The sequence below is a fragment of the Pseudomonas sp. ACN8 genome (genome assembly GCF_002303925.1).
Taxonomy (GTDB): Bacteria; Pseudomonadota; Gammaproteobacteria; order Pseudomonadales; family Pseudomonadaceae; genus Aquipseudomonas.
In genome coordinates this window covers 48,803-75,045 of sequence record NZ_MRCS01000015.1, presented here as the reverse complement: position 1 = coordinate 75,045, position 26,243 = coordinate 48,803, and the positions used below count along the sequence as shown (strand labels likewise).

24 protein-coding genes and 1 other RNA gene are annotated in these 26,243 nt (G+C 60.8%); 5 read left to right on the top strand and 20 right to left on the bottom strand.

All coding sequences use genetic code 11. The features are described from left to right. The first annotated feature begins 196 nt into the window (after positions 1-196). Positions 197-1,699, top strand: a complete 1,503-nt coding sequence (locus BSF44_RS10875) for a sensor domain-containing diguanylate cyclase (RefSeq protein WP_095943493.1) — start codon at positions 197-199, stop codon at positions 1,697-1,699. 99 nt (positions 1,700-1,798) lie between these two features. Here the strand turns inward: BSF44_RS10875 and lpxC are convergent, their stop codons facing one another. The 18 genes from lpxC to rsmI form a co-directional block, all read right to left on the bottom strand. Further along, positions 1,799-2,710, bottom strand: a complete 912-nt coding sequence (gene lpxC / locus BSF44_RS10870; RefSeq protein ID WP_007916984.1) for a UDP-3-O-acyl-N-acetylglucosamine deacetylase — start codon at positions 2,708-2,710, stop codon at positions 1,799-1,801. Positions 2,711-2,822: 112 nt separating this feature from the next. Continuing rightward, positions 2,823-4,013, bottom strand: coding sequence for a cell division protein FtsZ (gene ftsZ, locus BSF44_RS10865; RefSeq protein WP_095943492.1), 1,191 nt, complete (start codon positions 4,011-4,013; stop codon positions 2,823-2,825). A gap of 73 nt (positions 4,014-4,086) precedes the next feature. Further along, a complete protein-coding gene (ftsA, locus tag BSF44_RS10860; protein ID WP_007989901.1) occupies positions 4,087-5,346 on the bottom strand; it encodes a cell division protein FtsA in 1,260 nt (419 codons plus the stop codon). A 15-nt stretch (positions 5,347-5,361) separates the two neighbouring features. Continuing rightward, positions 5,362-6,231 carry a cell division protein FtsQ/DivIB gene (locus BSF44_RS10855; protein ID WP_095943491.1) on the bottom strand — a complete coding sequence of 290 codons (870 nt, stop codon included), beginning with the start codon at positions 6,229-6,231 and terminating at the stop codon, positions 5,362-5,364. 4 nt (positions 6,232-6,235) lie between these two features. Continuing rightward, positions 6,236-7,219 carry a D-alanine--D-alanine ligase gene (locus BSF44_RS10850; protein ID WP_095943490.1) on the bottom strand — a complete coding sequence of 328 codons (984 nt, stop codon included), beginning with the start codon at positions 7,217-7,219 and terminating at the stop codon, positions 6,236-6,238. Then, the gene (gene murC / locus BSF44_RS10845; protein ID WP_007989894.1) at positions 7,216-8,676 is read right to left on the bottom strand and encodes a UDP-N-acetylmuramate--L-alanine ligase; all 1,461 of its coding nucleotides are present in this window, start codon (positions 8,674-8,676) and stop codon (positions 7,216-7,218) included. The genes BSF44_RS10850 and murC overlap by 4 nt, the downstream gene beginning before the upstream one ends. Next, the gene (gene murG / locus BSF44_RS10840) at positions 8,669-9,739 is read right to left on the bottom strand and encodes an undecaprenyldiphospho-muramoylpentapeptide beta-N-acetylglucosaminyltransferase (protein ID WP_008045918.1); all 1,071 of its coding nucleotides are present in this window, start codon (positions 9,737-9,739) and stop codon (positions 8,669-8,671) included. The genes murC and murG overlap by 8 nt, the downstream gene beginning before the upstream one ends. Beyond that, positions 9,729-10,946: a putative lipid II flippase FtsW gene (ftsW, locus tag BSF44_RS10835; RefSeq protein ID WP_056726220.1), complete on the bottom strand. Its 1,218-nt coding sequence runs from the start codon at positions 10,944-10,946 to the stop codon at positions 9,729-9,731. Before ftsW ends, murG begins: the two co-directional genes overlap by 11 nt. Further along, on the bottom strand, positions 10,943-12,289 hold the full coding sequence (gene murD / locus BSF44_RS10830) for a UDP-N-acetylmuramoyl-L-alanine--D-glutamate ligase (protein WP_095943489.1): 1,347 nt from the start codon (positions 12,287-12,289) through the stop codon (positions 10,943-10,945). Before murD ends, ftsW begins: the two co-directional genes overlap by 4 nt. A 6-nt stretch (positions 12,290-12,295) precedes the next feature. Continuing rightward, complete coding sequence (mraY, locus tag BSF44_RS10825; protein ID WP_095943488.1) at positions 12,296-13,378, bottom strand: phospho-N-acetylmuramoyl-pentapeptide-transferase; 1,083 nt, start codon at positions 13,376-13,378, stop codon at positions 12,296-12,298. Next, positions 13,378-14,745 carry a UDP-N-acetylmuramoyl-tripeptide--D-alanyl-D-alanine ligase gene (gene murF, locus BSF44_RS10820; protein ID WP_095943487.1) on the bottom strand — a complete coding sequence of 456 codons (1,368 nt, stop codon included), beginning with the start codon at positions 14,743-14,745 and terminating at the stop codon, positions 13,378-13,380. The genes mraY and murF overlap by 1 nt, the downstream gene beginning before the upstream one ends. Continuing rightward, positions 14,738-16,201 (bottom strand): UDP-N-acetylmuramoyl-L-alanyl-D-glutamate--2,6-diaminopimelate ligase, encoded by a 1,464-nt coding sequence (locus tag BSF44_RS10815; RefSeq protein ID WP_095943486.1) that lies wholly within the window; start codon positions 16,199-16,201, stop codon positions 14,738-14,740. The genes murF and BSF44_RS10815 overlap by 8 nt, the downstream gene beginning before the upstream one ends. Beyond that, positions 16,201-17,940: a penicillin-binding protein 2 gene (locus BSF44_RS10810; protein WP_172435334.1), complete on the bottom strand. Its 1,740-nt coding sequence runs from the start codon at positions 17,938-17,940 to the stop codon at positions 16,201-16,203. Before BSF44_RS10810 ends, BSF44_RS10815 begins: the two co-directional genes overlap by 1 nt. Next, positions 17,940-18,233 (bottom strand): cell division protein FtsL, encoded by a 294-nt coding sequence (gene ftsL / locus BSF44_RS10805; RefSeq protein ID WP_032829321.1) that lies wholly within the window; start codon positions 18,231-18,233, stop codon positions 17,940-17,942. The genes BSF44_RS10810 and ftsL overlap by 1 nt, the downstream gene beginning before the upstream one ends. Beyond that, positions 18,230-19,177 (bottom strand): 16S rRNA (cytosine(1402)-N(4))-methyltransferase RsmH, encoded by a 948-nt coding sequence (gene rsmH / locus BSF44_RS10800; RefSeq protein ID WP_008045933.1) that lies wholly within the window; start codon positions 19,175-19,177, stop codon positions 18,230-18,232. Before rsmH ends, ftsL begins: the two co-directional genes overlap by 4 nt. Continuing rightward, entirely contained in the window at positions 19,174-19,629 is a 456-nt protein-coding gene (mraZ, locus tag BSF44_RS10795; protein ID WP_007917012.1) for a division/cell wall cluster transcriptional repressor MraZ, read from the bottom strand. The genes rsmH and mraZ overlap by 4 nt, the downstream gene beginning before the upstream one ends. A gap of 355 nt (positions 19,630-19,984) precedes the next feature. Continuing rightward, an RNA gene (rnpB, locus tag BSF44_RS10790) (RNase P RNA component class A) lies at positions 19,985-20,338 on the bottom strand. A 75-nt stretch (positions 20,339-20,413) separates the two neighbouring features. Further along, complete coding sequence (gene rsmI, locus BSF44_RS10785) at positions 20,414-21,319, bottom strand: 16S rRNA (cytidine(1402)-2'-O)-methyltransferase (protein WP_162130349.1); 906 nt, start codon at positions 21,317-21,319, stop codon at positions 20,414-20,416. Between the two features lie 177 nt (positions 21,320-21,496). Here rsmI and BSF44_RS10780 point away from each other — a divergent pair, with 177 nt between their 5' ends. The 4 genes from BSF44_RS10780 to BSF44_RS10765 all read left to right on the top strand — a co-directional run bounded on the left by BSF44_RS10780 (position 21,497) and on the right by BSF44_RS10765 (position 24,943). After that, complete coding sequence (locus BSF44_RS10780) at positions 21,497-23,308, top strand: penicillin-binding protein activator (RefSeq protein ID WP_095943484.1); 1,812 nt, start codon at positions 21,497-21,499, stop codon at positions 23,306-23,308. Continuing rightward, positions 23,308-23,670: a YraN family protein gene (locus BSF44_RS10775; RefSeq protein WP_008045939.1), complete on the top strand. Its 363-nt coding sequence runs from the start codon at positions 23,308-23,310 to the stop codon at positions 23,668-23,670. The genes BSF44_RS10780 and BSF44_RS10775 overlap by 1 nt, the downstream gene beginning before the upstream one ends. Before the next feature lie 104 nt (positions 23,671-23,774). Next, entirely contained in the window at positions 23,775-24,368 is a 594-nt protein-coding gene (locus tag BSF44_RS10770; protein WP_007972584.1) for a phosphoheptose isomerase, read from the top strand. Next, entirely contained in the window at positions 24,365-24,943 is a 579-nt protein-coding gene (locus tag BSF44_RS10765) for a BON domain-containing protein (protein WP_095943483.1), read from the top strand. The genes BSF44_RS10770 and BSF44_RS10765 overlap by 4 nt, the downstream gene beginning before the upstream one ends. 158 nt (positions 24,944-25,101) lie before the next feature. Here the strand turns inward: BSF44_RS10765 and BSF44_RS10760 are convergent, their stop codons facing one another. Together BSF44_RS10760 and BSF44_RS10755 are read right to left on the bottom strand one after the other, a co-directional pair. Beyond that, positions 25,102-25,515: a ClpXP protease specificity-enhancing factor gene (locus BSF44_RS10760; protein ID WP_007998247.1), complete on the bottom strand. Its 414-nt coding sequence runs from the start codon at positions 25,513-25,515 to the stop codon at positions 25,102-25,104. Positions 25,516-25,531: 16 nt separating this feature from the next. Then, positions 25,532-26,149: a glutathione S-transferase N-terminal domain-containing protein gene (locus BSF44_RS10755; RefSeq protein ID WP_007972581.1), complete on the bottom strand. Its 618-nt coding sequence runs from the start codon at positions 26,147-26,149 to the stop codon at positions 25,532-25,534. Positions 26,150-26,243: the final 94 nt, after the last annotated feature.

The following is a 26,243-nucleotide window of genomic DNA, read 5'->3' as shown; positions in this document are numbered from 1 at the left end:
TTGAAAAGTTGTCTCCAAAGCCGCTGTTGTCAGCGGCTTTTTTTATAGTGGCGACTCGGCCTTCATTGCAATTTCCGCAACGAAAGTCACTGACGCCCACGCCATTGATCAATCGCTCGAGCAACAGGAAGGATTCACTCGGCTGCTACGTTTATGCAACTACGCTTAGAGCGTCCCTTAAGCAGACGTCAGCCCTATGACCGCAAGCCGCACCGCACTTTTTCAAGGCCCGACCGGGCGACCCGAGATCATGGTGATCTTCGGCAGCACCCTGACCGTCATCTCGATCCTGTGCATCGTCACCTTTCTGCTGATCCGCGAACACGCCAACGCCCAGCAGACCGCCACCCGCAGCGCGACCACCATCGCGCAACTGATCGATGCCGATGTCCTGCGTACGGTCGAACTCTATGACTTGACCTTGCAGGGCCTGATCGCCGCCGCCCAACGGGACGACCTTAAACAGGTCGCACCGCAGATCCGTCATCTGGTGCTGTTCGACCGCTCCACCACTGCGCGCTACAAGGGCGATATCCTGCTGCTGGACAAGCACGGCGACGTGCTGGCCGACTCCTCATTGATCGAACCGAAACCGGGCAACTTCGCTGACCGCGATTATTTCCTGGCCCATGTCTTCAATCGCGACACCGGCATGTTTATCAGCCGGCCCTTCAAGCCACGCTGCGACTGCGATGACAGCGACGAATGGCGCATCAGTTTCAGCCGGCGCATTTCATCGCCCACGGGCGAGTTTCTGGGGGTTGCGGTGGCGTCGATGCGCATGAGTTACTTCGATCAGCTATTCAACAGCCTCGACATCGGCAACGGCAGTACGCTGGGCATCATCAATGATGACGGGATTCTCCTGGCACAGAAACCGTACCGTGAGCAAAACGCCATTGGCAAAAGCTTGTCCAGCCGTCCCAACGTCGCACGCATGCTGCACGAGCGCAGTGGTACCTTTGAAAGCGTGTCGAGTGTCGACCATCAACGGCGCCTGTACACCTTTACCCGGGTCGGCAATCTGCCGCTGACCGTCATCGTGGCCCTTTCCATCGACGAAGTGTTCGCTGCCTGGAACCGCACGGCCTATGCGATCAGTGGTGCAACAGGGGTTTTGTGCATCGGCCTGTTGTGGCTGACCTGGATGCTCTGCCGCGAGCTGCGACGGCGCCAAAGTGCCGAGCAGGAACTGGCGCAACTGGCGGCCACCGATGCCTTGACCGGCGTGGCCAACCGTCGCTCCCTTGATCTGACCCTGCGCCATGAATGGTTTCGCGCGCAACGCAGTGGCAAGCCGTTGTCGTTGCTGATGATCGATGCCGATCACTTCAAGGCCTTCAACGACCGGCACGGGCATCAGGCCGGCGACGACGCCTTGCGGGCATTGGCCGAGGTCATCCGCACCAATGTCCATCGCCCGGCGGATCTGGTGGCTCGTTATGGTGGTGAAGAGTTTTCGGTGGTCCTGGCCGAAACTGAAAGTGAAGGCGCGAAGCAGATCGCCGAGCACATCCGCGAGGCGGTGCAGAAACTGCCACTGGTGGACGCCGGTGAGCCGCCGATGAGCGTAAGTATCGGCATTGCCACCTGGACGTCGGGCAGCGATATTAATCTGGAACAATTGCTGTTCAGCGCCGACAAGGCGTTGTATCAGGCCAAGGAAGGGGGGCGTAACCGGGTTGTTTGTGCCGAATAGGATTTTCATTGGATGGGGCCTGCCCAGGCAATACAAAACTCGGGACATAAAAAAAGGCCACCCGAAGGCAGCCTTTAAAAAACTAGAGAGGTTTTTTGCTTACACGGCCGCAACCGGACGCATGTAAGAGATTGGTGCAGTACTGGCGTCTTCGAACGTCACGACTTCCCAGGCATCTGTCTGCTCAATCAACTTGCGCAGCAGCTGGTTGTTCAGTGCATGGCCGGACTTGAAGCCCTTGAACTCACCAATCAGGCTATTGCCCAGCAGGTACAGGTCGCCAATTGCATCGAGGATTTTGTGCTTCACGAATTCGTCTTCATAGCGAAGGCCGTCTTCGTTCAGTACGCCATCGGCGTCGACCACGATTGCGTTTTCAACGCTGCCGCCGAGTGCGAGGTTGTGCTTGCGCAGGTACTCGATGTCACTCATGAAGCCAAAGGTACGGGCGCGGCTGACTTCTTTTACGAACGAAGTGCTGGAAAAATCCACGCTTGCACTCTGGGTGCGGTCCCGGAAAACCGGGTGATCGAAATCGATCTCGAAGCTCACCTTGAACCCTTCGAAAGGGACGAAAGTGGCGCGCTTGTCGCCGTCTTCCACTGTCACTTCACGCAGGATGCGGATGAATTTCTTGGCGGCGTCCTGTTCTTCCAGGCCTGCCGATTGAATCAGGAATACGAAAGGTCCAGCGCTGCCATCCATGATCGGGACTTCGGACGCGGAGAGCTCGACGTAGGCGTTATCGATGCCCAGGCCAGCCATGGCCGAGAGCAAGTGCTCTACCGTGTCCACTTTGACGTCGCCATTGATCAGCGTGGTCGACATAGTGGTTTCACCGACGTTTTCCGCGCGGGCAGGAATCTGCACCACAGGGTCGAGGTCAGCGCGACAAAACACAATGCCAGTGTCGACAGGCGCAGGCTTGAGGGTCAGGTAGACCTTCTCCCCGGAGTGCAGGCCTACACCTGTGGCACGGATAATATTTTTCAGTGTGCGTTGTTTAATCATGGCTTGGGCCGCTTCAGCGCAAATTGCGAACTGGTATCAACAAAGGCTGGCGATGATAGCAGACCGAGCCTTTGCTGAACACCAATCACCTTCATAGCCCTGATACATTCCATCAATCGGCCTGACGACGCAGGAAAGCCGGGATGTCCAGGTAGTCCAGGTCATCTTGCGGATTCATCTTCGCGGCAGTCGCAGCCCCGGCCTGGGCCTGGTTGCGCATGACGGTCGGACGGTCCAGGTCACGGTAGTTCACCGCTGGAGCTTCCTGACGAACAGGGGCCTGTTGTGGCTGTGCTGCCATCGACGTGTGGACGGTGTTGTCGATGACCTTCACAGGCTTCTCGATTTTAGCGCCCAGACCGGTGGCAACGACAGTCACGTGCAGCTCATCGCGCATGTCCGGATCGATAACGGTACCGACCTTGACCATCGCGTGCTCGGAAGCGAATGCCTCGATGATGCTACCCACGTCGGAGTACTCACCCAGGGACAGGTCAGGACCGGCAGTGATGTTCACCAGGATGCCGCGTGCGCCTTGCAGGTTCACGTCTTCGAGCAGCGGGTTGCGGATGGCCGCTTCGGTCGCTTCACGTGCACGGTTCGGACCGCTGGCGCAGCCAGTGCCCATCATCGCCATGCCCATTTCGCTCATCACGGTACGCACGTCGGCGAAGTCGACGTTGATCATGCCCGGACGCTTGATGATGTCGGAGATACCGCGAACGGCACCGGCCAGTACATCGTCGGCCTTGGCGAAAGCCGACAGCAGGCTTGCGTCTTTACCGAGGATGGTCAGCAGCTTCTCGTTGGGAATGGTGATCAACGAGTCGACGCTTTCGGAAAGCATGCGGATGCCTTCGTCGGCGATCTGCATACGCTTGCGGCCTTCGAACGGGAACGGACGGGTCACGACCGCAACGGTCAGGATGCCCATTTCCTTGGCCACTTCGGCGATGATCGGCGCAGCACCGGTACCGGTACCACCGCCCATGCCAGTGGTGATGAACACCATGTTGGTGCCCTGCAGGACTTCGGCAATACGCTCACGATCTTCCAGAGCGGCCTGACGGCCGACTTCAGGGTTGGCGCCAGCGCCCAAGCCCTTGGTCACGCCCGTGCCCAGTTGCAGGATGGTCCGCGCGCCGATGTTTTTCAGCGCTTGAGCATCGGTGTTGGCGCAGATGAACTCGACGCCTTCAATGTTGCTCTTGACCATGTGGTTGACAGCGTTGCCGCCGCCACCGCCGACACCGATAACTTTGATTACCGGGCTTGCGGGGATGTTGTCTACGAGTTCGAACATTTTCCCTCTCCTTTACATTCTCTAGTTTTTTCGCCTACTGCGTGCTTCGGTGTAACGGTATTGCGGTAAATCTTCAGAAATTGCCCTGAACCCACTTCTTCAGGCGGTCCAGCAGCGGAGCCTGTGGTTCTTCGTTGCTATAGCTGTCGCGGCTGCCGATGCCCGAGAACGAGATGCCGTCGGACTGCTTCTGCAGGCCGTACATCAACAGGCCGACGCCGGTGGAATAGATCGGGTTGCGCACCACGTCATCCAGACCTTTCACGCCGTGAGGCACGCCCAGGCGCACCGGCATGTGGAAGATTTCCTCGGCCAGTTCGGTAGCGCCTTCCATCTTCGACGTACCGCCGGTCAGCACGATGCCGGCCGGGATCAGGTCTTCGTAGCCGCTGCGGCGCAGTTCGGCCTGGATCAGCGTGAACAGTTCGTCGTAGCGCGGCTCGACCACTTCGGCCAGGGCCTGGCGGGACAGCTCGCGCGGTGGACGGTCGCCAACGCTTGGCACCTTGATGGTTTCACCGGCACCGGCCAGTTTGGCCAGGGCGCAGGCGTAGCGGATCTTGATTTCTTCGGCGTACTGGGTCGGAGTGCGCAACGCCATGGCGATGTCGTTGGTCACCTGGTCGCCGGCAATCGGGATCACCGCGGTGTGACGGATCGCGCCTTCGGTGAAGATCGCGATGTCGGTGGTACCGCCACCGATGTCCACCAGGCACACGCCCAGCTCTTTCTCGTCATCGGTCAGTACCGAGTACGCGGAAGCCAGTTGCTCGAGAATGATGTCGTCGATTTCCAGACCGCAGCGGCGCACACATTTTTCAATGTTCTGTGCGGCGTTGACGGCGCAGGTGACCACGTGGACCTTGGCTTCCAGACGCACGCCGGACATGCCCAGCGGCTCGCGGACACCTTCCTGGTTATCGATCACGTAATCCTGCGGCAGGGTGTGCAGCACGCGCTGGTCCGCCGGGATCGCCACGGCCTGGGCGGCGTCGAGCACACGCTCAAGGTCGGCCGAGCTGACTTCGCGATCACGAATCGCCACGATGCCGTGGGAGTTCAGGCTGCGGATGTGATTGCCGGCCACGCCGACGAACGCCGAGTGAATGCGGCAACCAGCCATCAGCTGCGCTTCTTCGATGGCGCGCTGGATCGATTGCACGGTGGACTCGATGTTCACCACCACGCCTTTTTTCAGGCCACGGGACGGATGAGTACCGATCCCGACGATTTCCAGCGTGCCGTCGTCCGCGACCTCGCCCACCAGCGCCACCACCTTGGAGGTGCCGATATCGAGACCGACGATCATTTTGCCGCTTTGCACGTTTGCCATGGGTCCTGCCTCTTCTTAATTCTTCGCGACAGCGGGTTGGGCTGCCGTGGGCGCTACAGGTTCCCGCCAGCCAACAGCGAGGCCGTTGGCGTAGCGCAGATCGATGCGCGCAATGTTCGTAATCTGTTCTTTGAGCGTCTTGTCATAGATGGCGATAAAACGGCGCATCTTTTCCACCTGGTTGCCGCGTCCCAGCAGCAGTTCGATCCCGGGACCCGCACTGCCGGGGCCGGTGGTCAGGAACCAGCTGCCGCGATCACGCAGCTCCAGGCGGGCAATCGAGAAGCCCAGCGGCCTGAGCATCTGGCTCAGCACCTGGTATTGCTGCATCACTTGCTGCTGGGCCCGCTGTGGGCCGAACAGCTGTGGCAGGTGTTCATAGTTCGCCAGCTCGCGCGGAGTGAAGGCCTGGCCCTGGTTGTTCAACAGCGACTCGTCGCCCCAGCGGGCCACCGGCAGTTGTTCTTCCAGGCGGATCACCACTTGATCCGGCCACACCCGGCGCACTTCGGCGTGGGCAATCCATGGCATCGTTTCCAGCTCGGTGCGCATGCTCGCCAGGTCAATGGTGAAGAAGCTCGACGCCACGTACGGGGCGATCCGCTGCTGCACCGCTTGCTGACTGATGTAACTGAGGTCGCCCTGCACGTTGACTTTGGTGATCGGTCTGTCGGCATACGGCAACAACCGCGTCGCGCCTTCATAAGTACCGACCCCCAAAGCCACCAGCAGTACCGGCCAGAACAACGCTTTGAGAAAACCGAAATTGGCTTTCGGCAGGCGCGCGGACATCGGCTCTTTGGCCACCATTCGGCTGGCGCCCCGCGGTACCGGCTTGCGGCCGGTCGGTGCGGTGGGCTGATGTCTGAGCTGAGCGCCTTGCATGGCCTTAACCTCTCGTCGACTCTTGGTTACCGGCAGTGTTGCCGACAACGCTCTCGGCCAGAATGGCCAGAACCAGTTGCTGGAAATCCAGACCGGCGGCACGGGCCGCCATCGGCACCAGGCTGTGATCGGTCATGCCCGGTGCGGTGTTGACTTCCAGGAACCAGAACTGCCCGTCGGCGTCTTGCATCACGTCTGCCCTGCCCCAACCGGCGATCCCCAGCGCTTCACAGGCTTTCGCCGTGAGGTCCATGAGTTCCTTTTCCTTGGCGCTGTCCAGACCGCACGGAATGCGGTACTGGGTATCGTTGGCGATGTACTTGGCGTCGTAGTCGTAGAAGCTGTGCGTCGTGCCCAGGGCAATCGGTGGCAACACCTGGTCACGCAGGGTGGCGATGGTGAACTCCGGACCGTGAATCCATTGCTCGACCAACACTTGCGAATCGTAGGTACTGGCCGCTTTCCATGCGTCGATCAACGCAGGAGAGGAACTCACTTTGGCCATCCCGATACTTGAACCTTCATGGGCCGGTTTGACGATCAAAGGGAAGCCCAGTTCCGTCGCCGCCGAAATACAATCGGCCTCGCTGCAAAGGACCGCGTGACGTGGGGTCGGAATGCCCAGGCTGTGCCAGACCTGCTTGGTACGCAGTTTGTCCATGGCCAGGGCCGACGCCAGGATGCCACTGCCGGTGTACGGAATGCCCAGGCATTCGAGCAGGCCCTGCATGCTGCCGTCTTCACCGCCACGACCGTGGAGGATGATGAAGGCGCGGTCGATCTTTTCGCTCTGCAGACGCTGCAGCAGGTCATCGCCCACGTCGAGGCCGAACGCGTCCACACCGGCGCTTTGCAGTGCGTCGAGAACGGCGTTGCCGGACTTCAGGGACACTTCTCGCTCGGCGCTCTTGCCGCCGAACAGCACGGCGACACGGCCGAAGTCTTTCGGCGCGATCGTGGAGACCAGGTTGGCGTAGGCAGCATTCATTTCAACTTCCCCTTCTCCGGTGCGGCAACGGCACCGGCGAACAACTCACTTTTCAACAGTTTTGGTGCGAGACCGCCGATATCGCCGGCGCCCTGGCACAGCAGGATGTCGCCGGCACGCAGCAGCGGCTTGACCACTGGCGCGAGGTCGACACCACGCTCGATGTAGATCGGGTCCAGCTGGCCACGCTGACGGATGCTGTTGCACAGCTTGCGGCTGTCGGCCCCCGGGATCGGCTCCTCACCGGCCGGATAGACTTCCATCAGCAGCAGGACGTTGGCGTCGGCCAGCACATTGACGAAATCGTCGTACAGGTCACGGGTGCGGCTGTAACGGTGCGGCTGGTAGACCATCACCAGGCGGCGCTCCGGCCAGCCACCGCGTACGGCCTTGATCACGGCCGCGACTTCCGTCGGGTGGTGACCGTAGTCATCGACCAGCATCACATTGCCGCCGTCCACCGGCAGTTCGCCGTAGACCTGGAAGCGTCGGCCGACACCCTGGAACCCGGACAGCCCCTGGACGATGGCTTCATCGCTGACGCCTTCGTCAGTGGCGATGCAGATGGTCGCCAGTGCGTTCAATACGTTGTGGTTGCCCGGCATGTTGACCGAAACATCCAGCGGCTCGCGGTCAGGGCGCAGCACGGTGAAGAAGGTCTGCATGCCTTGCTGGCGCACGTTGATGGCGCGCACGTCGCAGTCTTCGCCGAAGCCATAGGTGACCGTCGGGCGTTTGACCTGCGGGAGGATTTCACGCACCACCGGATCGTCCAGGCACACCACCGCCAGACCGTAGAACGGCAGGTTGTGGAGGAACTCGACGAAGGTTTTCTTCAGCTTGTTGAAGTCGCCGTCGTAGGTCGCCATGTGATCGGCGTCGATGTTGGTGACCACGGCCACCAGCGGTTGCAAGTGCAGGAAGCTGGCGTCGCTTTCGTCGGCTTCGGCGATCAGGTAGCGGCTGGTGCCGAGCTGGGCATTGGTGCCCGCGGCATTCAGGCGTCCACCGATCACGAATGTCGGGTCCAGGCCACCGGCGGCGAACACCGAAGCGATCAGGCTGGTGGTGGTGGTTTTGCCATGGGTACCGGCAACGGCAATGCCGTGGCGATAACGCATCAGCTCAGCCAGCATCTCAGCACGCGGCACCACCGGGATACGGCGTTCCAGCGCGGTAGCGACTTCCGGGTTGGAGGTGTTCACGGCGCTCGACACCACCAGCACGTCAGCGGCCGCGGCGTTCTCGGCGCGATGGCCGATGAAGATCTGCGCCCCGAAGGACTCCAGACGCTCGGTCACCGGCGAAGCCTTCAGGTCGGAACCGGACACGGCATAACCCAGGTTCAGCAGCACTTCGGCAATCCCGCACATGCCTACACCGCCGATGCCGACGAAGTGGATACGGCGGATGCGGCGCATTTCCGGTTGCGGCATGGCTTTCTGACTCTCAACCATGGGCCACCTCCAGGCAGCTATCGACCACGTTACGGGTGGCATCGGGTTTGGCCAGGCGGCGTGCCGCGGTAGCCATTTCGTTGAGTCGTTGTGGTTGCATCAGGACCTCTGTCAGGCGAGCGGCAAGATCCGCTGCGCCAGTCGTTCTTTGTGGCATCAGGAAGGCTGCGCCTTCACGGGCCAAATATTCGGCGTTGCGGGTCTGGTGATCGTCGATGGCGTGAGGCAAAGGCACCAGCATCGAGGGCAGACCGGCGGCGGCCAGTTCACTGATGGTCAGCGCGCCTGCGCGACATACCACCAGGTCGGCCCAGCCGTAGGCTTGGGCCATGTCTTTGATGAAGGGCTGCACTTGCGCCTCGACGCCAGCCGCGCGATAGCGCTCTGCAGTCACTTCATCGTGGTTTTTGCCGGCCTGATGGAACACTTCCGGACGCAAGTCGGCAGCGACTTGCGACAGGGCTTCAGGCAGCAACTTGTTCAACGGCTCTGCGCCCAGGCTTCCGCCCAGGATCAGCAAACGCGCCTTGCGACCGGCCAGGGCAGGTCGCGATGTCTCGAGGAACAGCTCAGTGCGCACCGGATTACCGGTGGTCCGGCGGCTGTCCGACAGGGTAAAGGTGTCGGGGAACGCTTCACAGACTCGGGCGGCAAACGGCACCAGCAACCGATTGGCGGTACCGGCCACGGCGTTCTGTTCGTGAACGATCACCGGCACGCCGGCCAGTTTGGCCGCGACACCGCCAGGACCGGTCACAAAGCCACCAAAGCCCACGACACAGACCGGTTGCAGACGACGAATGATCGCCCGCGCCTGCCAAACCGACTTGAGCAACATGAACGGTGCCTTGAGCAGGGACAATTTGCCCTTGCCCCGCAGACCGCTGGCGTTGATCCGATGCAACTCGATACCGGCCATCGGCACCAGATCGTTCTCGATCCCTCGGGGTGTGCCGAGCCAGTGCACGGTATAGCCGCGCGCCTGGAATTCGCGGGCACAGGCCAGCGCCGGGAACACGTGGCCACCGGTGCCGCCGGCCATGATCATGACGTTAGCGCCCATGGTTCGGCTCCTCGGCGAAGTCGCTTTCATGGAACTCCATCTCTTCACTGCCCAGGTGGGTACGACTTTCCCACTCGATGCGCAGCAACAAGCCGAGACAGGCACAGCAGATCACCAACGAACTGCCGCCATAACTGAGGAACGGCAGGGTCAGACCCTTGGTCGGCAGCAGACCGACGTTCACGCCGATGTTGATCAGGAATTGACCGATCCACAGGAACGACAGGCCATATGCCACGTAAGCTGCAAAAAACTGCTTGGCCTTTTCAGCCCACAGTCCGATGTACATGCCACGAATACACACGAAGACGAACAATGCCACGGTGCACAACGAACCCACCGCACCCAGCTCTTCGGCCAGGACCGAGAACACGAAGTCGGTGTGGGCTTCCGGCAGGTAGAACTGTTTTTGCACGCTGTTGCCCAGGCCGACGCCCAGCCATTCTCCGCGACCGAAGGCGATCAACGCCTGGGACAGCTGATAGCCGGCGCCGAACTGGTCGGCCCACGGGTCGGCAAAGTTGGTCAGGCGCGCCATTCGATAGGGCTGCATCTGAATCAACAGCACCACCGCGCCGACAGCCAGCACCACCATCAGGGAAAAACGGAACAGCCCGACGCCGCCCAGGAACAGCATCGCCGCAGCGGCCCCCATCATCACGACGGTGGCACCGAAGTCCGGCTCCATCAGCAGCAGACCCGCCATCGGCAGCAGCACGATGAACGGCTTGAAGAAGCCCATCCAGCTTTCACGCACTTCTTTCTGGCGGCGCACCAGATAACCGGCGAGGTAGATCACCACGAACACCTTGGCGATCTCGGAAGGCTGGACGTTGAAGAAACTGAAGCCGATCCAGCGCATTGAGCCGTTAACTTCACGGCCGATCCCCGGAATGATCACCATCACCAGCAAGCCGAACGCACCCAGCAGCATCAGCCAGCCCAGGCGTTGCCAGGTGGCGATCGGGATCATCATGGTGACGATGCAGGCACCCAGGCCCAGCACCACGTAAATAAGGTGGCGAATCATGTAATACAGGGCGCTGCCCGACTGCACGGCCGCCACTTCGGTCGATGCCGAGGCGATCATGATCAGCCCCAGGCCGAGCAGCGTCAGGCAACCGGCGAGCATCGGGAAATCAAGGTCGATACCGCGCCCGGTGATGAGTGGCGATGGATACGGCTTGATGATGCCTTTGAGGCTCATGCCAGATCCTCCACGGCTTGGACGAACTGGTGACCACGGTCTTCGTAGTTCTTGAACATGTCGAAACTGGCGCAGGCTGGCGACAGCAGCACTACGTCGCCCGGTTGGGCTGCGGCACGGCATTGTTCGACGGCTTCGACCAGGGAGCCGGCGCGGATCAGCGGTACGGCATCGCCGATGGCCTCGCCGATCTTGTCGGAGTCGCGGCCCATCAGGACCACGGCGCGGCAGTTGGCCGCCACCGGATCGCGCAGGTCCTTGAACTCGGCACCCTTGCCGTCGCCACCGGCGATCAGCACGACCTTGCCGTCGATGTCTGCGCCCAAACCTTCGATGGCCGCCAGGGCGGCACCGACGTTGGTGGCCTTGGAATCGTTGTAGTAGCCCACGCCGTCGAGGTCGCGGACCCATTGGCAACGATGCTCGAGACCGGCGAAGGTGCGCAGGCTCGACAGCATGGCGTCGAACGGCAGGCCGACCGCATGGCCCAGGGCCAGGGCCGCCAGGGCGTTGGACTGGTTGTGGGAGCCGCGAATCTTCAATTCGCGCACCGGCATCAGGTTCTGGAATTCGAAGGCCAGGTATTTCTCGCTGCCTTCTTCACGGATACCAAAGGCCTTGAAATCAGGTTTGCTCAGGCCGAAGGTCCAGCAAGGCTGACCTTCGCCCATCAACGGACGACTCAGGGCATCCTGGCGATTGACCACGAACTGCCTGGCGCCCCGGAAGATCCGGTGCTTGGCCAGGTGATAGGCCGGCAGACCGCTGTAACGGTCCATGTGGTCTTCGCTGATATTGAGCACGGTCGCCACTTCGGCGTTGAGCTGATCGGTGGTTTCCAGCTGGAAACTCGACAGTTCCATCACGTACAACTCGATGTCGTCACTGAGCAAGTCCAGCGCCGGCGTACCGAGGTTGCCACCGACGGCAACTCGCTTGCCGGCCGCAGCCGCCATCTCGCCGACCAGGGTGGTCACGGTACTTTTCGCGTTGGAGCCGCTGATGGCCACGATCGGCGCCTTCGCGTTACGCGCGAACAGCTCGATGTCGCCGGACAACTTCACGCCACGGGCGGCGGCAGCCTGCAGGGCCGGGGTCGCCAGCGCCAGGCCGGGGCTCACGTAGAGCTCGTCGGCACGGCACAGGAATTCGACGTCCAGCTCGCCACAACGCACTTCCACGTGGGGATAGTCACGCTTGAGCGTGGCCAGTTCCGGTGGATTTTCCCGCGTATCGGCCACGGCAAACGCCACGCCCTGGTTCGCCAGGAAGCGAACCAGGGACATGCCGCTCTTGCCGAGGCCGACAACGATGCGGAAGTGGTCAGAAGCGATCAGAGACACGTGTTTCTACCTCAGCTTCAGGGTGGCAAGGCCGATCAGCACGAGAATCACGGTGATGATCCAGAAACGGACGATCACGCGCGGCTCGGGCCAGCCCTTGAGTTCAAAGTGGTGGTGAATGGGCGCCATGCGGAAAACACGGCGACCGGTCAGTTTAAAAGAGGCAACCTGAATGACGACTGACAGGGTTTCCATCACGAACACGCCGCCCATGATGAACAGGACGATTTCCTGACGGACGATCACCGCGATGGTGCCCAGGGCCGCGCCCAGCGCCAGTGCGCCGACGTCACCCATGAAGACCTGTGCCGGATAGGTGTTGAACCAGAGGAAGCCCAGGCCTGCTCCGATCAGTGCGCCACAGAACACGATCAACTCACCGGCGCCCGGTACATAAGGAATCAGCAGGTATTCGGCGAATTTCACGTTACCCGACAGGTAGCAGAAAATGCCTAGGCCACCACCAACCATCACGGTCGGCATGATCGCCAGGCCGTCGAGGCCGTCGGTCAGGTTGACCGCGTTGCTCGAACCGACGATCACGAAATAGGTCAGGACGATGAAACCGGCGCCCAGCGCAATGCTGTAGTCCTTGAGCATCGGCAGGATCAGGGTGGTTTCCACCGGCGTGGCGGCAGTCATATAAAGGAAGATCGCCGCGCCCAGACCGAACACCGATTGCCAGAAATATTTCCAGCGGCTCGGCAAGCCACGGGAGTTTTTCTCGATGACCTTGCGGTAGTCGTCGACCCAGCCGATGGCGCCGAACAGCAGGGTCACCAGCAGTACGACCCAGACGTAGCGATTGCTCAGGTCAGCCCACAGCAGGGTGCTGACACCGATGGACGACAGAATCAGCGCGCCGCCCATGGTCGGCGTACCCGACTTGGACAGGTGCGACTGCGGGCCGTCGTTGCGCACGGATTGACCGATCTGCCGGTTCTGCAAGGTGCGGATCATCCATGGGCCATAGCACAGCGACAAGACCAGCGCGGTCAGTACACCGAGAATCCCGCGCAGGGTCAGGTACTGGAAGACCGCGAAGCCTTTGTAGAACTGTTGCAGATACTCCGCTAGCAGCAGCAGCATTAATGTTTCTCCAGACTGGACCCGCACAAGGCGGCGACGACGTTTTCCATCGCAGCGCTGCGCGATCCCTTGATCAAAATGGTGGTGTTTGTGTCTTGCTCGGCCCCCAGGGCCTTGATCAGTTCAGCCTGCGTGCTGAAGTGAAGAGCCTGTGGACCGAATGCGTTCACGGCGTGAGCCATCATTGGCCCGACGGCGTACAGCGCAGAAACCTTGCCACGGGCGTACTCGCCCACGTCGCGGTGCCCCTGCTCCGCCCATTCGCCCAACTCGCCGATATCCCCGAGCACCAGGACGGTGCGACCGGAAAAGCCGGCCAGTATATCAACGGCAGCGCACATGGAGGTGGGGTTGGCGTTATAAGTGTCATCGATCACGCGCATACCGTTGGTGGCCAGCTGCGCAACGGTGCGACCCTTGACCGGCTGCACCGCGCCAAGGCCGGTGGCGATACCGAACAGCGACACGCCCAGGGCATGGGCGGCAGCGGCGGCGGCCATGGCATTGGCGACGTTATGGGTGCCGAGCAGGTTCAGTTGCACGCGCTCCACACCTTCAGGGCAGTGCAGGTTGAACGCCGGGCAGCCGCGGGCATCCGTAGCCAGGTCACTGGCATGGAAATCGGCGCTCGAATTGCTCAACGCAAACGTCAGCACTTTGCGGTCACCGGCGCGGGCCTTCCAGATACCGAATGCCTTGTCGTCGAGATTGAGAACGGCGACGCCATCGGCATCCAGCCCTTCGATGATCTCGCCCTTGGCTTCGACGATTTTTTCCGGACCGCCGAACTCGCCGACGTGGGCGGTCCCGGCATTGTTGAGAATGGCCACGTGCGGCCTGGTAAGGCCGACGGTGTAGGCAATTTCACCCAGGCGCGAAGCACCCAGTTCGATCACGGCAGCGGAGTGTTCCGGCGCCAGTTCGAGCAAGGTCAAAGGCACGCCGAGATCGTTGTTCAGGTTGCCACGGGTGGCGAGTACTGCGCCGCGCGTACGCAGGATGCTCGCAAGCATCTCCTTGACCGTGGTCTTGCCGCTGGAGCCGGTGACGGCCGCGACCGGATGGGTGTAGGCGGCGCGATTCAGTGCGCCCAACTGGCCCAGGGCCTGGCGGGTGTCGCTGACCAGCAACTGCGGCAGCGTGCTGCCGGCGACTTCACGCTCGACCAGCGCAGCCACGGCGCCCTTGGCGGCGACTTCATTGAGATAATCATGACCATCGAAGCGCGGACCGGCCAACGCGATAAACAGTTGACCCGGCTTGATTGCACGACTGTCGATGCTGACACCGTCAAAGCTGGCATCGGCGGACAGCAGGCGAGCATTCAGCGCACCGGTCAGTTCACTCAGTTTCAATGCCTTAAGCATGGGCCACCTCCCACGCAGTCAAGGCATGATCGGCCTCGACCAGATCGGAAAAGGCATGGCGTTCGCCGTTGATTTCCTGATAGTCCTCATGACCTTTACCGGCCAGGACAATCACGTCATCCACCGAGGCACTGGCGATCAACCGGGCAATCGCCTGACCACGGCCGGCAATGAATTCCACTTTATCCACAGCCGTGAAACCGGCACGGATGTCATCGAAAATCACTGCTGGGTCCTCAGTACGCGGGTTGTCGTCGGTGACCAGCACGCCATCGGCCAGGCGCTCGACCACTTCGGCCATCAATGGTCGCTTGCCGCGATCGCGGTCGCCGCCACAGCCGAACAGGCACAGCAACCGGCCCTTGGCGTGTGGACGCAGGGCCAGCAGTACTTTTTCCAGGGCATCCGGGGTGTGGGCGTAATCGACCACCACCAGCGGCTGCGAGCCTCCGCCCAGACGCTGCATGCGACCGGCAGGGCCTTCCAGCTTCGGCAGCACCTCGAGAATTTCGTCCAGGGCATAATCCAGACCGAGCAACGCGCCGACCGCCGCCAGGACATTGCTCAGGTTGAAGCGACCGAGCAAGGTGCTGCGCAAGTGGTGCTCGCCCTGTGGCGTGACCAGCGTGGCGCGCACGCCTTCGTCGTCGAATTGCGCCTGGCGGCAATACAGGTAGGCGCTGGAATCTTCCAGGCTATAGGTGATCAACCGCGACTCGCACTTGTCGGCGGCCAGTTGCCGACCAAACTTGTCGTCGAGATTGACCACGCGGCATTTCAAATCATTCCAGGCAAACAGCCTGGACTTGGCTTCGCCGTAAGCCTGCATGGTGCCGTGGTAATCCAGGTGATCGCGGGACAGGTTGGTCATCACTGCCACATCGAACGCCAATGCAGTCACGCGACCCTGGTCCAGACCATGGGAAGACACTTCCATCGCCACGGCTTTGGCCCCGGCCTTTTTCAGGTCTGCCAGGGTCGCTTGCACGGCAATCGGATTCGGCGTGGTATGCAGGCCGATTTCCAGCGCGCCGTAGAAACCGGAACCGAGCGTACCGACCAGGCCGCAGTGCTGGCCGAGCAGGTCCAGTGCCTGGGCAACCAATTGAGTCACGCTGGTCTTGCCGTTGGTGCCGGTCACGCCCACCAGGTTCAGGTGATGGCTTGGCTCGCCATAAAAACGCCCGGCGATGTCCGACAGCTGAGCCGCCAGACCTTTGACCGGAATCAGCGGCACTTCAGTGATCGGCAGGACCGTGGCGCCTTCTACTTCATAGGCCACCGCGGCAGCTCCGCGCTGCAAAGCGTCGGCAATATGCGCGCGTCCATCGAACTTCCCGCCCGGCACGGCGAGGAACAGATCGCCCGCGCGCACTTTGCGGCTGTCCAGGGCGAGCTCGCGAATCAGCAGATCGTGACCGGCGTGAGGGAAAATCTTGTTCAGGCTCAGGGACATCAGCCGCGCCCTCCATTGGCTTTCAGCGGAACGACCGGTGTTGCGTTCGCTTGTTGAGTAGGTGGCAGGTTGTCCGGCGTAATGTTCATCAGGCGCAGGGTGCCCGACATCACGCGACTGAACACCGGCGCGGAAACCAGGCCGCCGAAGTAACCGGCCTTGGTCGGCTCGTCGATCACCACCACGATGGCGTAACGCGGATCGCTCATCGGGCCGAACCCGGCGAACAGCGAGCGATAGGAATTCTCGGCGTAACCTTTGGTGCCGACCGACGTTTTACGCGCAGTACCCGACTTGCCGCCCACGTGATACGCCGGCACCTGCGCACGAAACACACCGCGCGGGGCCTCGATCACTTGTTGCAGCATGGTTTGCATGGTTTTCGCGACAGCTTCCGGCAATACCTGAGTGGTTTGCGGCGCCTTGTCGGTCTTGATCAGGGTCAGCGGCGCGAGACGACCATTGTTGGCCAGGGCCGAGAAGGCGTGGACCAACTGGATCGCCGTCACGGAAACACCGTAGCCGTAGGACAGCGTGGCGGTTTCAGCCTTGCGCCAATCGCGGTAGTTCGGCAGGTTGCCGACACGCTCACCCGGGAAGCCGAGGCCGGTATCCTGGCCAAGACCGACTTTCTGGGCGAGGCGGAAAATCGTCTCGCCGCCGATATCGAACGCGATCTTGCTCATGCCGACGTTACTGGAATTGATCAGGATGCCGGCCAGGTCGAGCACTGGACCTTCGCTCTTGGATACGTCCTTGATGGTGTACTTGCCAATCTGCAAGGAGCCCGGATACACCTCGACGGTATCGGTCGGTTTCCAGCGCCCGGTTTCGATGGCCGCGGCCATCGAGATCGCCTTCATGGTCGAACCCGGCTCGAACACGTCGATCATCGCGCGGTTACGCATCATCGCCGGCTGCAGGTTGCGACGGTTGTTCGGGTTGTAGGTCGGCTGGTTGACCATGGCGAGAATCTCGCCGGTCTTCACATCCATGATCACCAGGCTACCGGCCTTGGCACCGTTCTCGATGATCGCGTTGCGCAGTTCGCGGTTGGCCAGGTATTGCAGGCGCAGGTCAATGGACAACGCCAAGGGCTTACCGGCCTTGGCGTTTTTGGTGACCTGCACATCCTTGATCAGCCGGCCGCGCCGGTCCTTGATCACCTGACGCTTGCCGGGGACCCCGGCCAGCCATTCGTCGTAAGCCAGTTCGACGCCTTCACGACCATGATCGTCGATGTCGGTAAACCCGACCATATGGGCAGTGACTTCACCGGCAGGATAAAACCGCCGGAACTCTTCGATGCCATAGACACCCGGCACCTTCAGGTCGAGCACAGCCTGGCCCTGCTCCGGGGTCAACCCGCGCACCAGGTAAATGAATTCTTTGTTGGCCTGGGCTTCGAGACGTTCGGCCAGGGCTTTCGGGTCCTGCCCCAAGGCTGCCGCCAGTGCCGGCCACTTCTCTTTGGCCGTTTGCATTTCCTTGGCATTGGCCCAAAGGGTGGTGACCGGCGTACTCACGGCCAAAGGCTCGCCGTTTCGGTCGGTGATCAGACCACGGTGAGCCGGAATTGGAATATGACGAACACTGCGGGCATCGCCCTGACCTTTGAGGAAGGCACGGTCGACCACTTGCAAATCGATGATGCGCCAGGCAATCGCAGCCACCATGATGCCGAGCAAACCCAGCACCACGCGGAACCGCCAGGGAAAGAGTGCACCTTCGAGTTTCATCATGGCGCCACCATCTTCACGTCAGCGGCACCGGGGATGTGCATTTTCAATTGTTCGGTGGCCAGCACTTCGATACGGCTGTGAGCGGTCCAGGTGCTCTGCTCCAGAATCAACCGCCCCCACTCCGCCTGCGCCTTGTCGCGCACGCTCAATTCGTTGTACAGCGAATTCAATAGCTGACGGTTCCAGTGGGCACTGTAGGACACGCCGATGGCCGAAATGAGCACGCCGACAAACAGCAGCAGCATGAAGAAGCTTCCGCCGGGCAATGGCTTGGCGAAAAGCCTGCTCACCGCAGCTTCTCCGCCACACGCATGACAGCGCTACGGGAACGTGGGTTGGCTTTGAGTTCGGCGTCGGAGGCCGTCTGCGCTTTGCCATGGATTTTGATTTTCGGTTCGAAGGCGACATGCCGAACCGGCAGGTTGCGCGGCAGGTTGTCGGCTTCGCCTTTGACCAGCTTGCGCATGAACAGTTTGACGATACGGTCTTCCAGCGAATGGAAGCTGATCACCACCAGGCGACCGCCCACTTCCAGGCATTCCAGCGCGGCTTCGAGGCCGGTTTCCAGGTCACCCAATTCGTTGTTGACGTGAATACGCAACCCCTGGAAGGCGCGGGTTGCAGGGTTCTTGCCCTTTTCCCACGCCGGGTTGGCGACCTTCAGGACTTCTGCCAGGTCACCGGTGCGTTCGAATGGCTTGATGTCGCGGCGCTCGGCCACGGCACGGGCCATGCGGCCGGAGAAACGCTCTTCGCCGTATTCCTTGAACACCCGGGCGATTTCTTCCACGGGCGCGGTGTTGACGAATTCGGCGGCGCTGATGCCACGGGACGGATCCATGCGCATGTCCAGCGGACCGTCGTTGAGGAAACTGAAGCCGCGCTCAGGGTCGTCGAGCTGTGGCGAAGACACGCCCAGATCCAGCAGAACGCCGCTGACCTTGCCGGCCAGACCGCGTTCGGCGACTTCCGAACCGAGCTCGGCAAAGCTGCGCTGCACAACGACAAAGCGGCCGTCTTCGGCCGCTAGCGTCTGCCCGGTGGCAATCGCTTGTGGATCTTTATCGAATCCGAGCAACCGACCATCGGGACCGAGCTGGCTGAGGATCAACCGGCTGTGTCCGCCGCGCCCGAACGTGCCGTCCAGATAGCAGCCATCAGGACGTACGGCGAGAGCCTCGACAGCTTCGTCAAGCAGTACGGTGATGTGGTTAAAGCCGCTATCAATAGTCACAGGATCAAATCACGCAGTTCATCAGGCATAGCGCCCGGTTGTTGAATGGCAGCCAGGTCAGCGGCAGAAACCGCGTTCCAGGCATCTTCGTCCCACAGTTGGAACTTGTTCAGTTGGCCTACCAACATCGCGCGCTTATCCAACTTGGCATATTCACGAAGACGCGGCGGAACCAGAAAACGACCACTGCCATCGAGCTCGAGGTCGACGGCATTACCAATCAGTAAACGTTGCAGGCGGCGATTCTCTTCGCGAAGCGAAGGCAATGCGCGCAGTTTGGTTTCAATAATTTCCCACTCATCGAGCGGGTAAACACATAAACAAGGATCAACGGCATCAATTGTCACGATCAACTGACCGGAGCTGCGCGAATCGAGCTCGTCACGGTACCGGCTCGGCATTGCGAGACGGCCCTTTGCATCGAGACTGATAGCGTTGGCTCCGCGAAACACGTCAGCGTTTCTCCAAATTCTAGCGTTTTGAGTTCAAAAAACCCACTTCATGCCACTTTCCGCCACTTGTGCACACTATAGGAATGCGCCCACCACACCGTCAAGGCGCGGATTAAAGGAAAACCCTTACAGAACTGAGATTTAGGAGCATTAACGGAGGGGCAACGAGAATCTGGCAGATGAAACTGACCGATAACTTGAATCAGCACAGAAGGCTGCGTTCGAAAGTTAAAGTAATTTATTAAGAGTAAGATTTTTTTGGTATTACAAAAGAGGTTCTGCGGATGAATGTGTAAGGAGGGAAATTGCTATCACCCACCCCCTGCCCGATGATTCAAGCAGAGGAAAGAAAAAGGTGGAGAGTCGATCTGTAAGCCGGGTTCTGTCTTGAACAGTCATTCGTCTACGATGGCCATCACTGGACATCTTTAGCAACCTACCCGGTCCCAGCGCGGGCCACGCCTTGGGACCCTATTTGGTCTTGCTCCAAGTGGGGTTTACCTAGCCACGAACTGTTGCCAGACGTGCGGTGCGCTCTTACCGCACCTTTTCACCCTTACCGGCGCCGAAGCGCTTAGGCGGTTATTTTCTGTGGCACTTTCCGTAGGCTCGCGCCTCCCAGGCATTACCTGGCACTTCGCCCTATGGAGCCCGGACTTTCCTCCCCCCCCTAATTTTCATAGAGGGCAGCGACTGTCCGATCGACTCTCCGCCGCGAAGGTTACCGGCACAGCGCCCGAAGAACAAGCGCCAAGCGCCATTGAGCACGCCTGTGCGTCGGGTTTTACTCGCCCTTTTGCTGATCCAGCGCGATCTGGTACAGCACATTCTTTCGCTCGCCGGTGATTTGCGCCGCCAACGCCGCCGCACGCTTGAGCGGCATTTCTTCGAGCAACAGGTTGAGGATGCGCATCGCTTCGCTGCTGACGGCCCCCTCTTCCTCGGGCGCGGACCAGCCAGCCACCAGTACCACGCACTCGCCGCGCTGCTGGTTGCTGTCCGACTCGACGAACTCGCGCAACTCAGCCAGCGGCAGCCCCTTGAGAGTCTCAAACGTCTTGGTCAGCTCACGGGCAAGCAGCGCCGGACGCTCGGGGCCGAACACCAGCTCCATGTCTTGCAGGCATTCCAGAATTCGATGCGGAGCCTCATAGAAGATCAAAGTACGAGGTTCTTCCTTTACCTGCTCCAGACGCGCACGCCGCCCCACTGCCTTGGCCGGCAGAAAACCTTCGAAAATGAAACGATCGGAAGGCAGCCCCGCCGCCGACAGCGCTGCAATCAATGCGCAGGCACCCGGAACCGGTACTACATTAATGCCCGCTGCCCGGGCCTGCCGCACCAGGTGATAACCCGGATCGGAAATCAGCGGCGTCCCGGCATCGGAAATCAACGCCACGTTGTCACCGGCAAGCAGGCGCGTGATAAAGCGACTACCTTCATCCCGCTCGTTGTGCTCATGGCAGGCCGCCAATGGCGTCGAGATGCCGAAGTGCTGCATCAAGCGCTGGGAATGACGGGTGTCTTCCGCAGCGACCAGGGCCACTTCACGCAGAATCTTCAGCGCCCGCGCACTGATGTCATCCAGGTTGCCGATGGGCGTCGCCACCACATAAAGCGAGCCAGCAGCGGAATTCAAAGCACCTGGAGCAGTCAAAGCGCACACCTCATGATCGGTAAAAGTCGCCATTGTAGCGCGTAGCGAGACTCACGATACCCGCAAGCAAACGAGGTATCGGCGACTGTTTGTGCGCTGGAGCAACATTTACACCAGCTAAATTGATCGATTCACGCCAGTAACATCGCGCCCCGGCCAGTGCTTGGGTACAATTCCACGCTAATTTGATCGAGTATCAGGAACGCTTACATGATCGCTTGCCTGCGGCTGTTATCTGCCCTCTGCCTCGCTGCCTTGTTGACGGCTTGCGCCAGCTCGCCCTCCTCCAGCCTTGGCGAGCTTCCACGGACACCGGACGCCAGTATCGAGCAACTGCTCGAGAAGGCCTCCCAAAGCAAATCACCGGAAGATGCCGCCCTGCTGCGCTTGAGCGCTGCCGACCTGGCCTATCGCCAGGGCAATGCCGGCCAGTCCGCGCAAATCCTGCAACAGGTTCCTGTCGAACAACTCAAGCCGGGCCCGCAGGTTTTCGCCAACACCCTGGCGGCTGAACTGGCCATGACCCGCAATCAGCCCAAGGCTGCATTGGCCGCCTTGAGCCACCCAAGCCTGCAATACTTGAGCGAACTGCCCGACGAACAACAGGTCCGCACCGGCACCGTTCACGCCCGCGCACTTGAAGCCGATGGCCAGACCCTCGCCGCCGCTCGCCAGCGCATTTTCATCGCGCCGATGCTTGAAGGCGAAGCCGCGGGCAAAAACCACGAAGCCATCTGGACCCTGATCGCTTCACTGCCGACCGATCAGTTGCAACCAAACACCACCGACGATCTCGGCGGCTGGATGGCCCTGGCGCTGGCCGTGAAATCCGCCGGCACCCTGGAGCAGCAACAGGCGGCCATCGACAACTGGCGCGCACAGAACCCGAAGCACCCGGCAGCCGTTCAATTGCCGCAGCCACTGACCCAACTCAAGGAGCTGGCCAGCCAGCCCCTGAGCAAGATCGCCCTGCTGCTGCCTCAGGACGGCCAGTTGGCCTCGGTTGGCAGAGCACTGCGCGACGGCTTCATGGCCGCTCACTACCAGGCCCAACAGGCCGGGCAGAAACCACCGGCCATCGAGTTCTATGACAGCTCGCGCCTGACTTCCATGGACGAGTTCTACCGCAAGGCCCAGGCCGATGGCGTGCAACTGGTCGTCGGCCCGCTGGAGAAGCCGCTGGTCAAACAGCTGAGCACTCGCCCGCAGCTGCCGATCACTACCCTGGCACTCAATTACAGCGAGGGCGATCAAGGCCCGGCGCAGCTGTTCCAGTTCGGCCTTGCCGCTGAAGACGAAGCCCGCGAAGTGTCGCGCCGCGCTCGCGCCGACGGTCTGCATCGCGCAGCCATCATGGTGCCGAAAGGTGAATGGGGCGACCGTGTGATCAAGGCGTTCAGCCAGGATTGGCAAGCCAATGGCGGCACCATCGTCGCTACCGAGCGCGTCGACCAGCCGGTCCAGTTGGCCCAGCAGATTGCCGACATGTTCCAGCTGCGCCAGAGCGAAGGTCGCGCCAAGAGCCTGCAAAGCACCGTTGGCTCGCAAGTCGCTGCCCAGCCATCGCGCCGCCAGGACATCGAGTTCATTTTCCTCGCCGCAACACCGCAACAGGCCCAACAGATCAAACCGACCCTGAACTTCCAGTACGCAGGCGATGTTCCGGTCTACGCCACCTCCCACGTGTTCAGCGCCAGCGGTGACGTCAACCAGTACAACGACATGAATGGCATTCGCTTCTGCGAGACACCATGGTTGCTGGACGCCAATGACCCACTGCGCCGCCAGGTCACTGCTCAATGGCCACAAGCCGCCGGCAGCCTGGGGCGCCTGTATGCCATGGGTGTGGACGCCTATCGACTGGCGCCTCGCTTGGGCCAGCTCAAATCCCTTCCGGACAGCCGCATCGAAGGCGAGTCGGGCAGCCTTGGCATGTCTCAGAGCCAACGGGTCGTGCGCCAGTTGCCATGGGCCGAGTTCGCCAATGGCCAGGTTCAGCGCCTGCCGGACACCGTTCGCTGATGCCCGACAGGTCACGCCAGCAAAGCGGCAAGGATGCCGAGCGCCATGCGCTCGAGCATCTTCAACAACAGGGTCTGCGCCTGCTGGCGCAGAACTGGTTGTGTAAACGCGGCGAGCTTGATCTGGTCATGCTAGATGGCGATACAGTAGTATTCGTTGAAGTCCGCTACAGAAAAAACACTCAATGGGGTGGCGCGCTCGATAGCATCGATGAGCGCAAACGGCAAAAACTGATTTTCGCCGCGCAATATTTTCTTCAGCGCGAGCCGCGCTGGGCCAATTCCCCTTGCCGCTTCGACGTGATTGCCATCGACAGCAACCTCGATCAATTGAACTGGCTACAGAATGCCTTCGACGGCTGATCGCCGGCATTGCGAACCGGACACTATCACCCAACACTTTTGCTCTTTGCTTTGCGGGCTGCACATTCACGTGCCGAACAGCCGCGCTACTTAAGGTCACACAGATGGACATGCAATCGCGAATTCGCCAGCTTTTTCAGGCCAGTATCGACACCAAGCAACAGGCGATGGAAGTACTTGCACCGCACATCGAGCAAGCCAGCCAGGTCATGGTCAATGCCCTGCTCAACGAAGGCAAAATGCTTTCCTGCGGCAACGGTGGCTCTGCCGGCGACGCCCAGCATTTCTCGTCTGAACTGCTCAATCGCTTCGAGCGCGAGCGTCCGAGCCTGCCGGCCATCGCCCTGACGACCGACAGCTCGACGATCACCTCGATCGCCAACGACTACAGCTACAACGAAATCTTCTCCAAACAGATCCGTGCACTCGGCCAACCGGGCGATGTGTTGCTGGCTATCTCCACCAGCGGCAACTCGGCCAACATAATTCAAGCGATCCAGGCCGCACATGATCGCGAAATGATTGTCGTAGCATTGACGGGACGTGATGGCGGCGGCATGGCGTCGCTGCTATTGCCCGAGGACGTCGAGATTCGCGTACCGGCCAACGTCACCGCTCGTATTCAGGAAGTCCACCTGCTGGCGATCCACTGCCTTTGCGACTTGATCGACAGCCAATTGTTCGGGAGTGAAGAATGACCCCTAATCGCCTTGGCCTACTGGCCTTGACCCTGTGCCTCGGCATCAGCGGCTGCACCTCGGTGGTGACTGCCAGCCGTGAAGCACCGATTGAAGATGACCGCGGCACTCGCACACTGGGCAGCAAGATCGACGACTCCCTGATCGACACCAAGGTCGGTGTGAACATCGCCAAGGCCGACCCGGCCCTGGACAAGGATTCGCACATCGTCGTCACCAGCTTCAACGGTGTCGTGCTGCTCGCCGGGCAAACGCCACGCGCAGACCTCAAGGCCAAGGCCGAACAGGCCGCCGCCGCTGTCCAGCGCGTGAAACAGGTGCACAACGAACTGCAAATCCTGCCACCCTCCTCGTTGCTGGCACGCCAGAACGACACTTGGCTGACCACCAAGATCAAGGCCCAGATGCTCGCCGATGCGAACATCCCTGGTTCGCGCATCAAGGTTGTCACTGAAAACGGCATCGTCTACTTGCTGGGCCTGCTGACCAAGCAGGAAGCAGCGCAGGCGACCAACCTGGTACAGGGCGTTTCCGGCGTACAGAAGATTGTGAAGCTGTTCGAGTACATCGACTGAACCCCATCCTGTAGGAGCGAGCCTGCTCGCGAAAAACGTCCGGTGAATGCGCTCATTCAGACAACCCGCGTCATCGTTCACGCCCATCGCGAGCAGGCTCGCTCCTACATCGTTTGAAGGTGATGAAAAAAAGGGTGATCCTTGCGGATCACCCTTTTTTATTTCACCACTTTCAGACTGGGGCGACCGCTTGGACGCGGTGGCTCACTGTCGGGTGGCGGAAGATCGTCATCCGGTTCGATCTCGTCGTCCTCGCCCATGGGCGACTCCAGATCGAACACCATGCCCTGGCCATTCTCCCGGGCGTAGATACCCAGGATCGAAGCAATGGGCACGTACAAGGTGTGCGGCACGCCACCAAAGCGCCCCTCGAAACTGACCGCCTCGTTATCCATGTGCAAGTGACGCACGGCTTGTGGCGATACGTTCAGGACGATCTGTCCGTCACTGGCAAACCCTTGAGGCACCTGCACCGACGGATACTCGGAATTGACCAGCATGTGCGGGGTGCAATCGTTGTCCACAATCCACTCATAGAGCGCGCGGACCAGATAAGGTCGACTGGAGTTCATAGCGGCTCCTTAAGCCTTAGCGCATGTCGCGTTCGACACCAGACAGACTCGCCTGGAAAGCCTCACGCGCAAACTGACGCTCCATATAATCAAGCAGCGGCTTGGCCGGCCGCGGCAGTTCTATACCCAGAATCGGCAATCGCCAGAGTATTGGCAATAGGCAGCAATCCACCAGACTTTGTTCCTCACTGAGGAAAAACGGTTTGTCGGCAAACAGCGGCGACACACCCGTCAGGCTTTCGCGCAACTCTTTTCGAGCCACGGCACGGGCCGCTTCCTTGGTCCGCGAATCCAGAATCAGGTCCACCAGACCACACCAGTCGCGCTGAATGCGGTGAATCAGCAGACGACTGTTGGCACGCGCCACGGGATAAACCGGCAGTAGCGGCGGGTGCGGGTAACGCTCATCCAGATATTCCATCACCACTGTCGACTCCCACAACGCCAGGTCGCGATCGACCAGCGTGGGCAGACTGCCGTAAGGGTTCACTTCAATCAGTTTAGGCGGCTGGCGACCAGCCTCCACGTAAATGATCTCGGCGCTGACACCCTTCTCTGCCAGTACGATGCGCACTCGGTGGGAATAGTGGTCGGCGGGGTCGGAGTAACAGGCCAACCGATTGGTCACGCCCATGGCGATCCTCCTCGCTTGTAGAAATTATCGAAAGCTCAAAAACGAGCGCGCCCAGAGGGCGCCTCCCGTAACGACTGGATCACCAGTTTCGCTA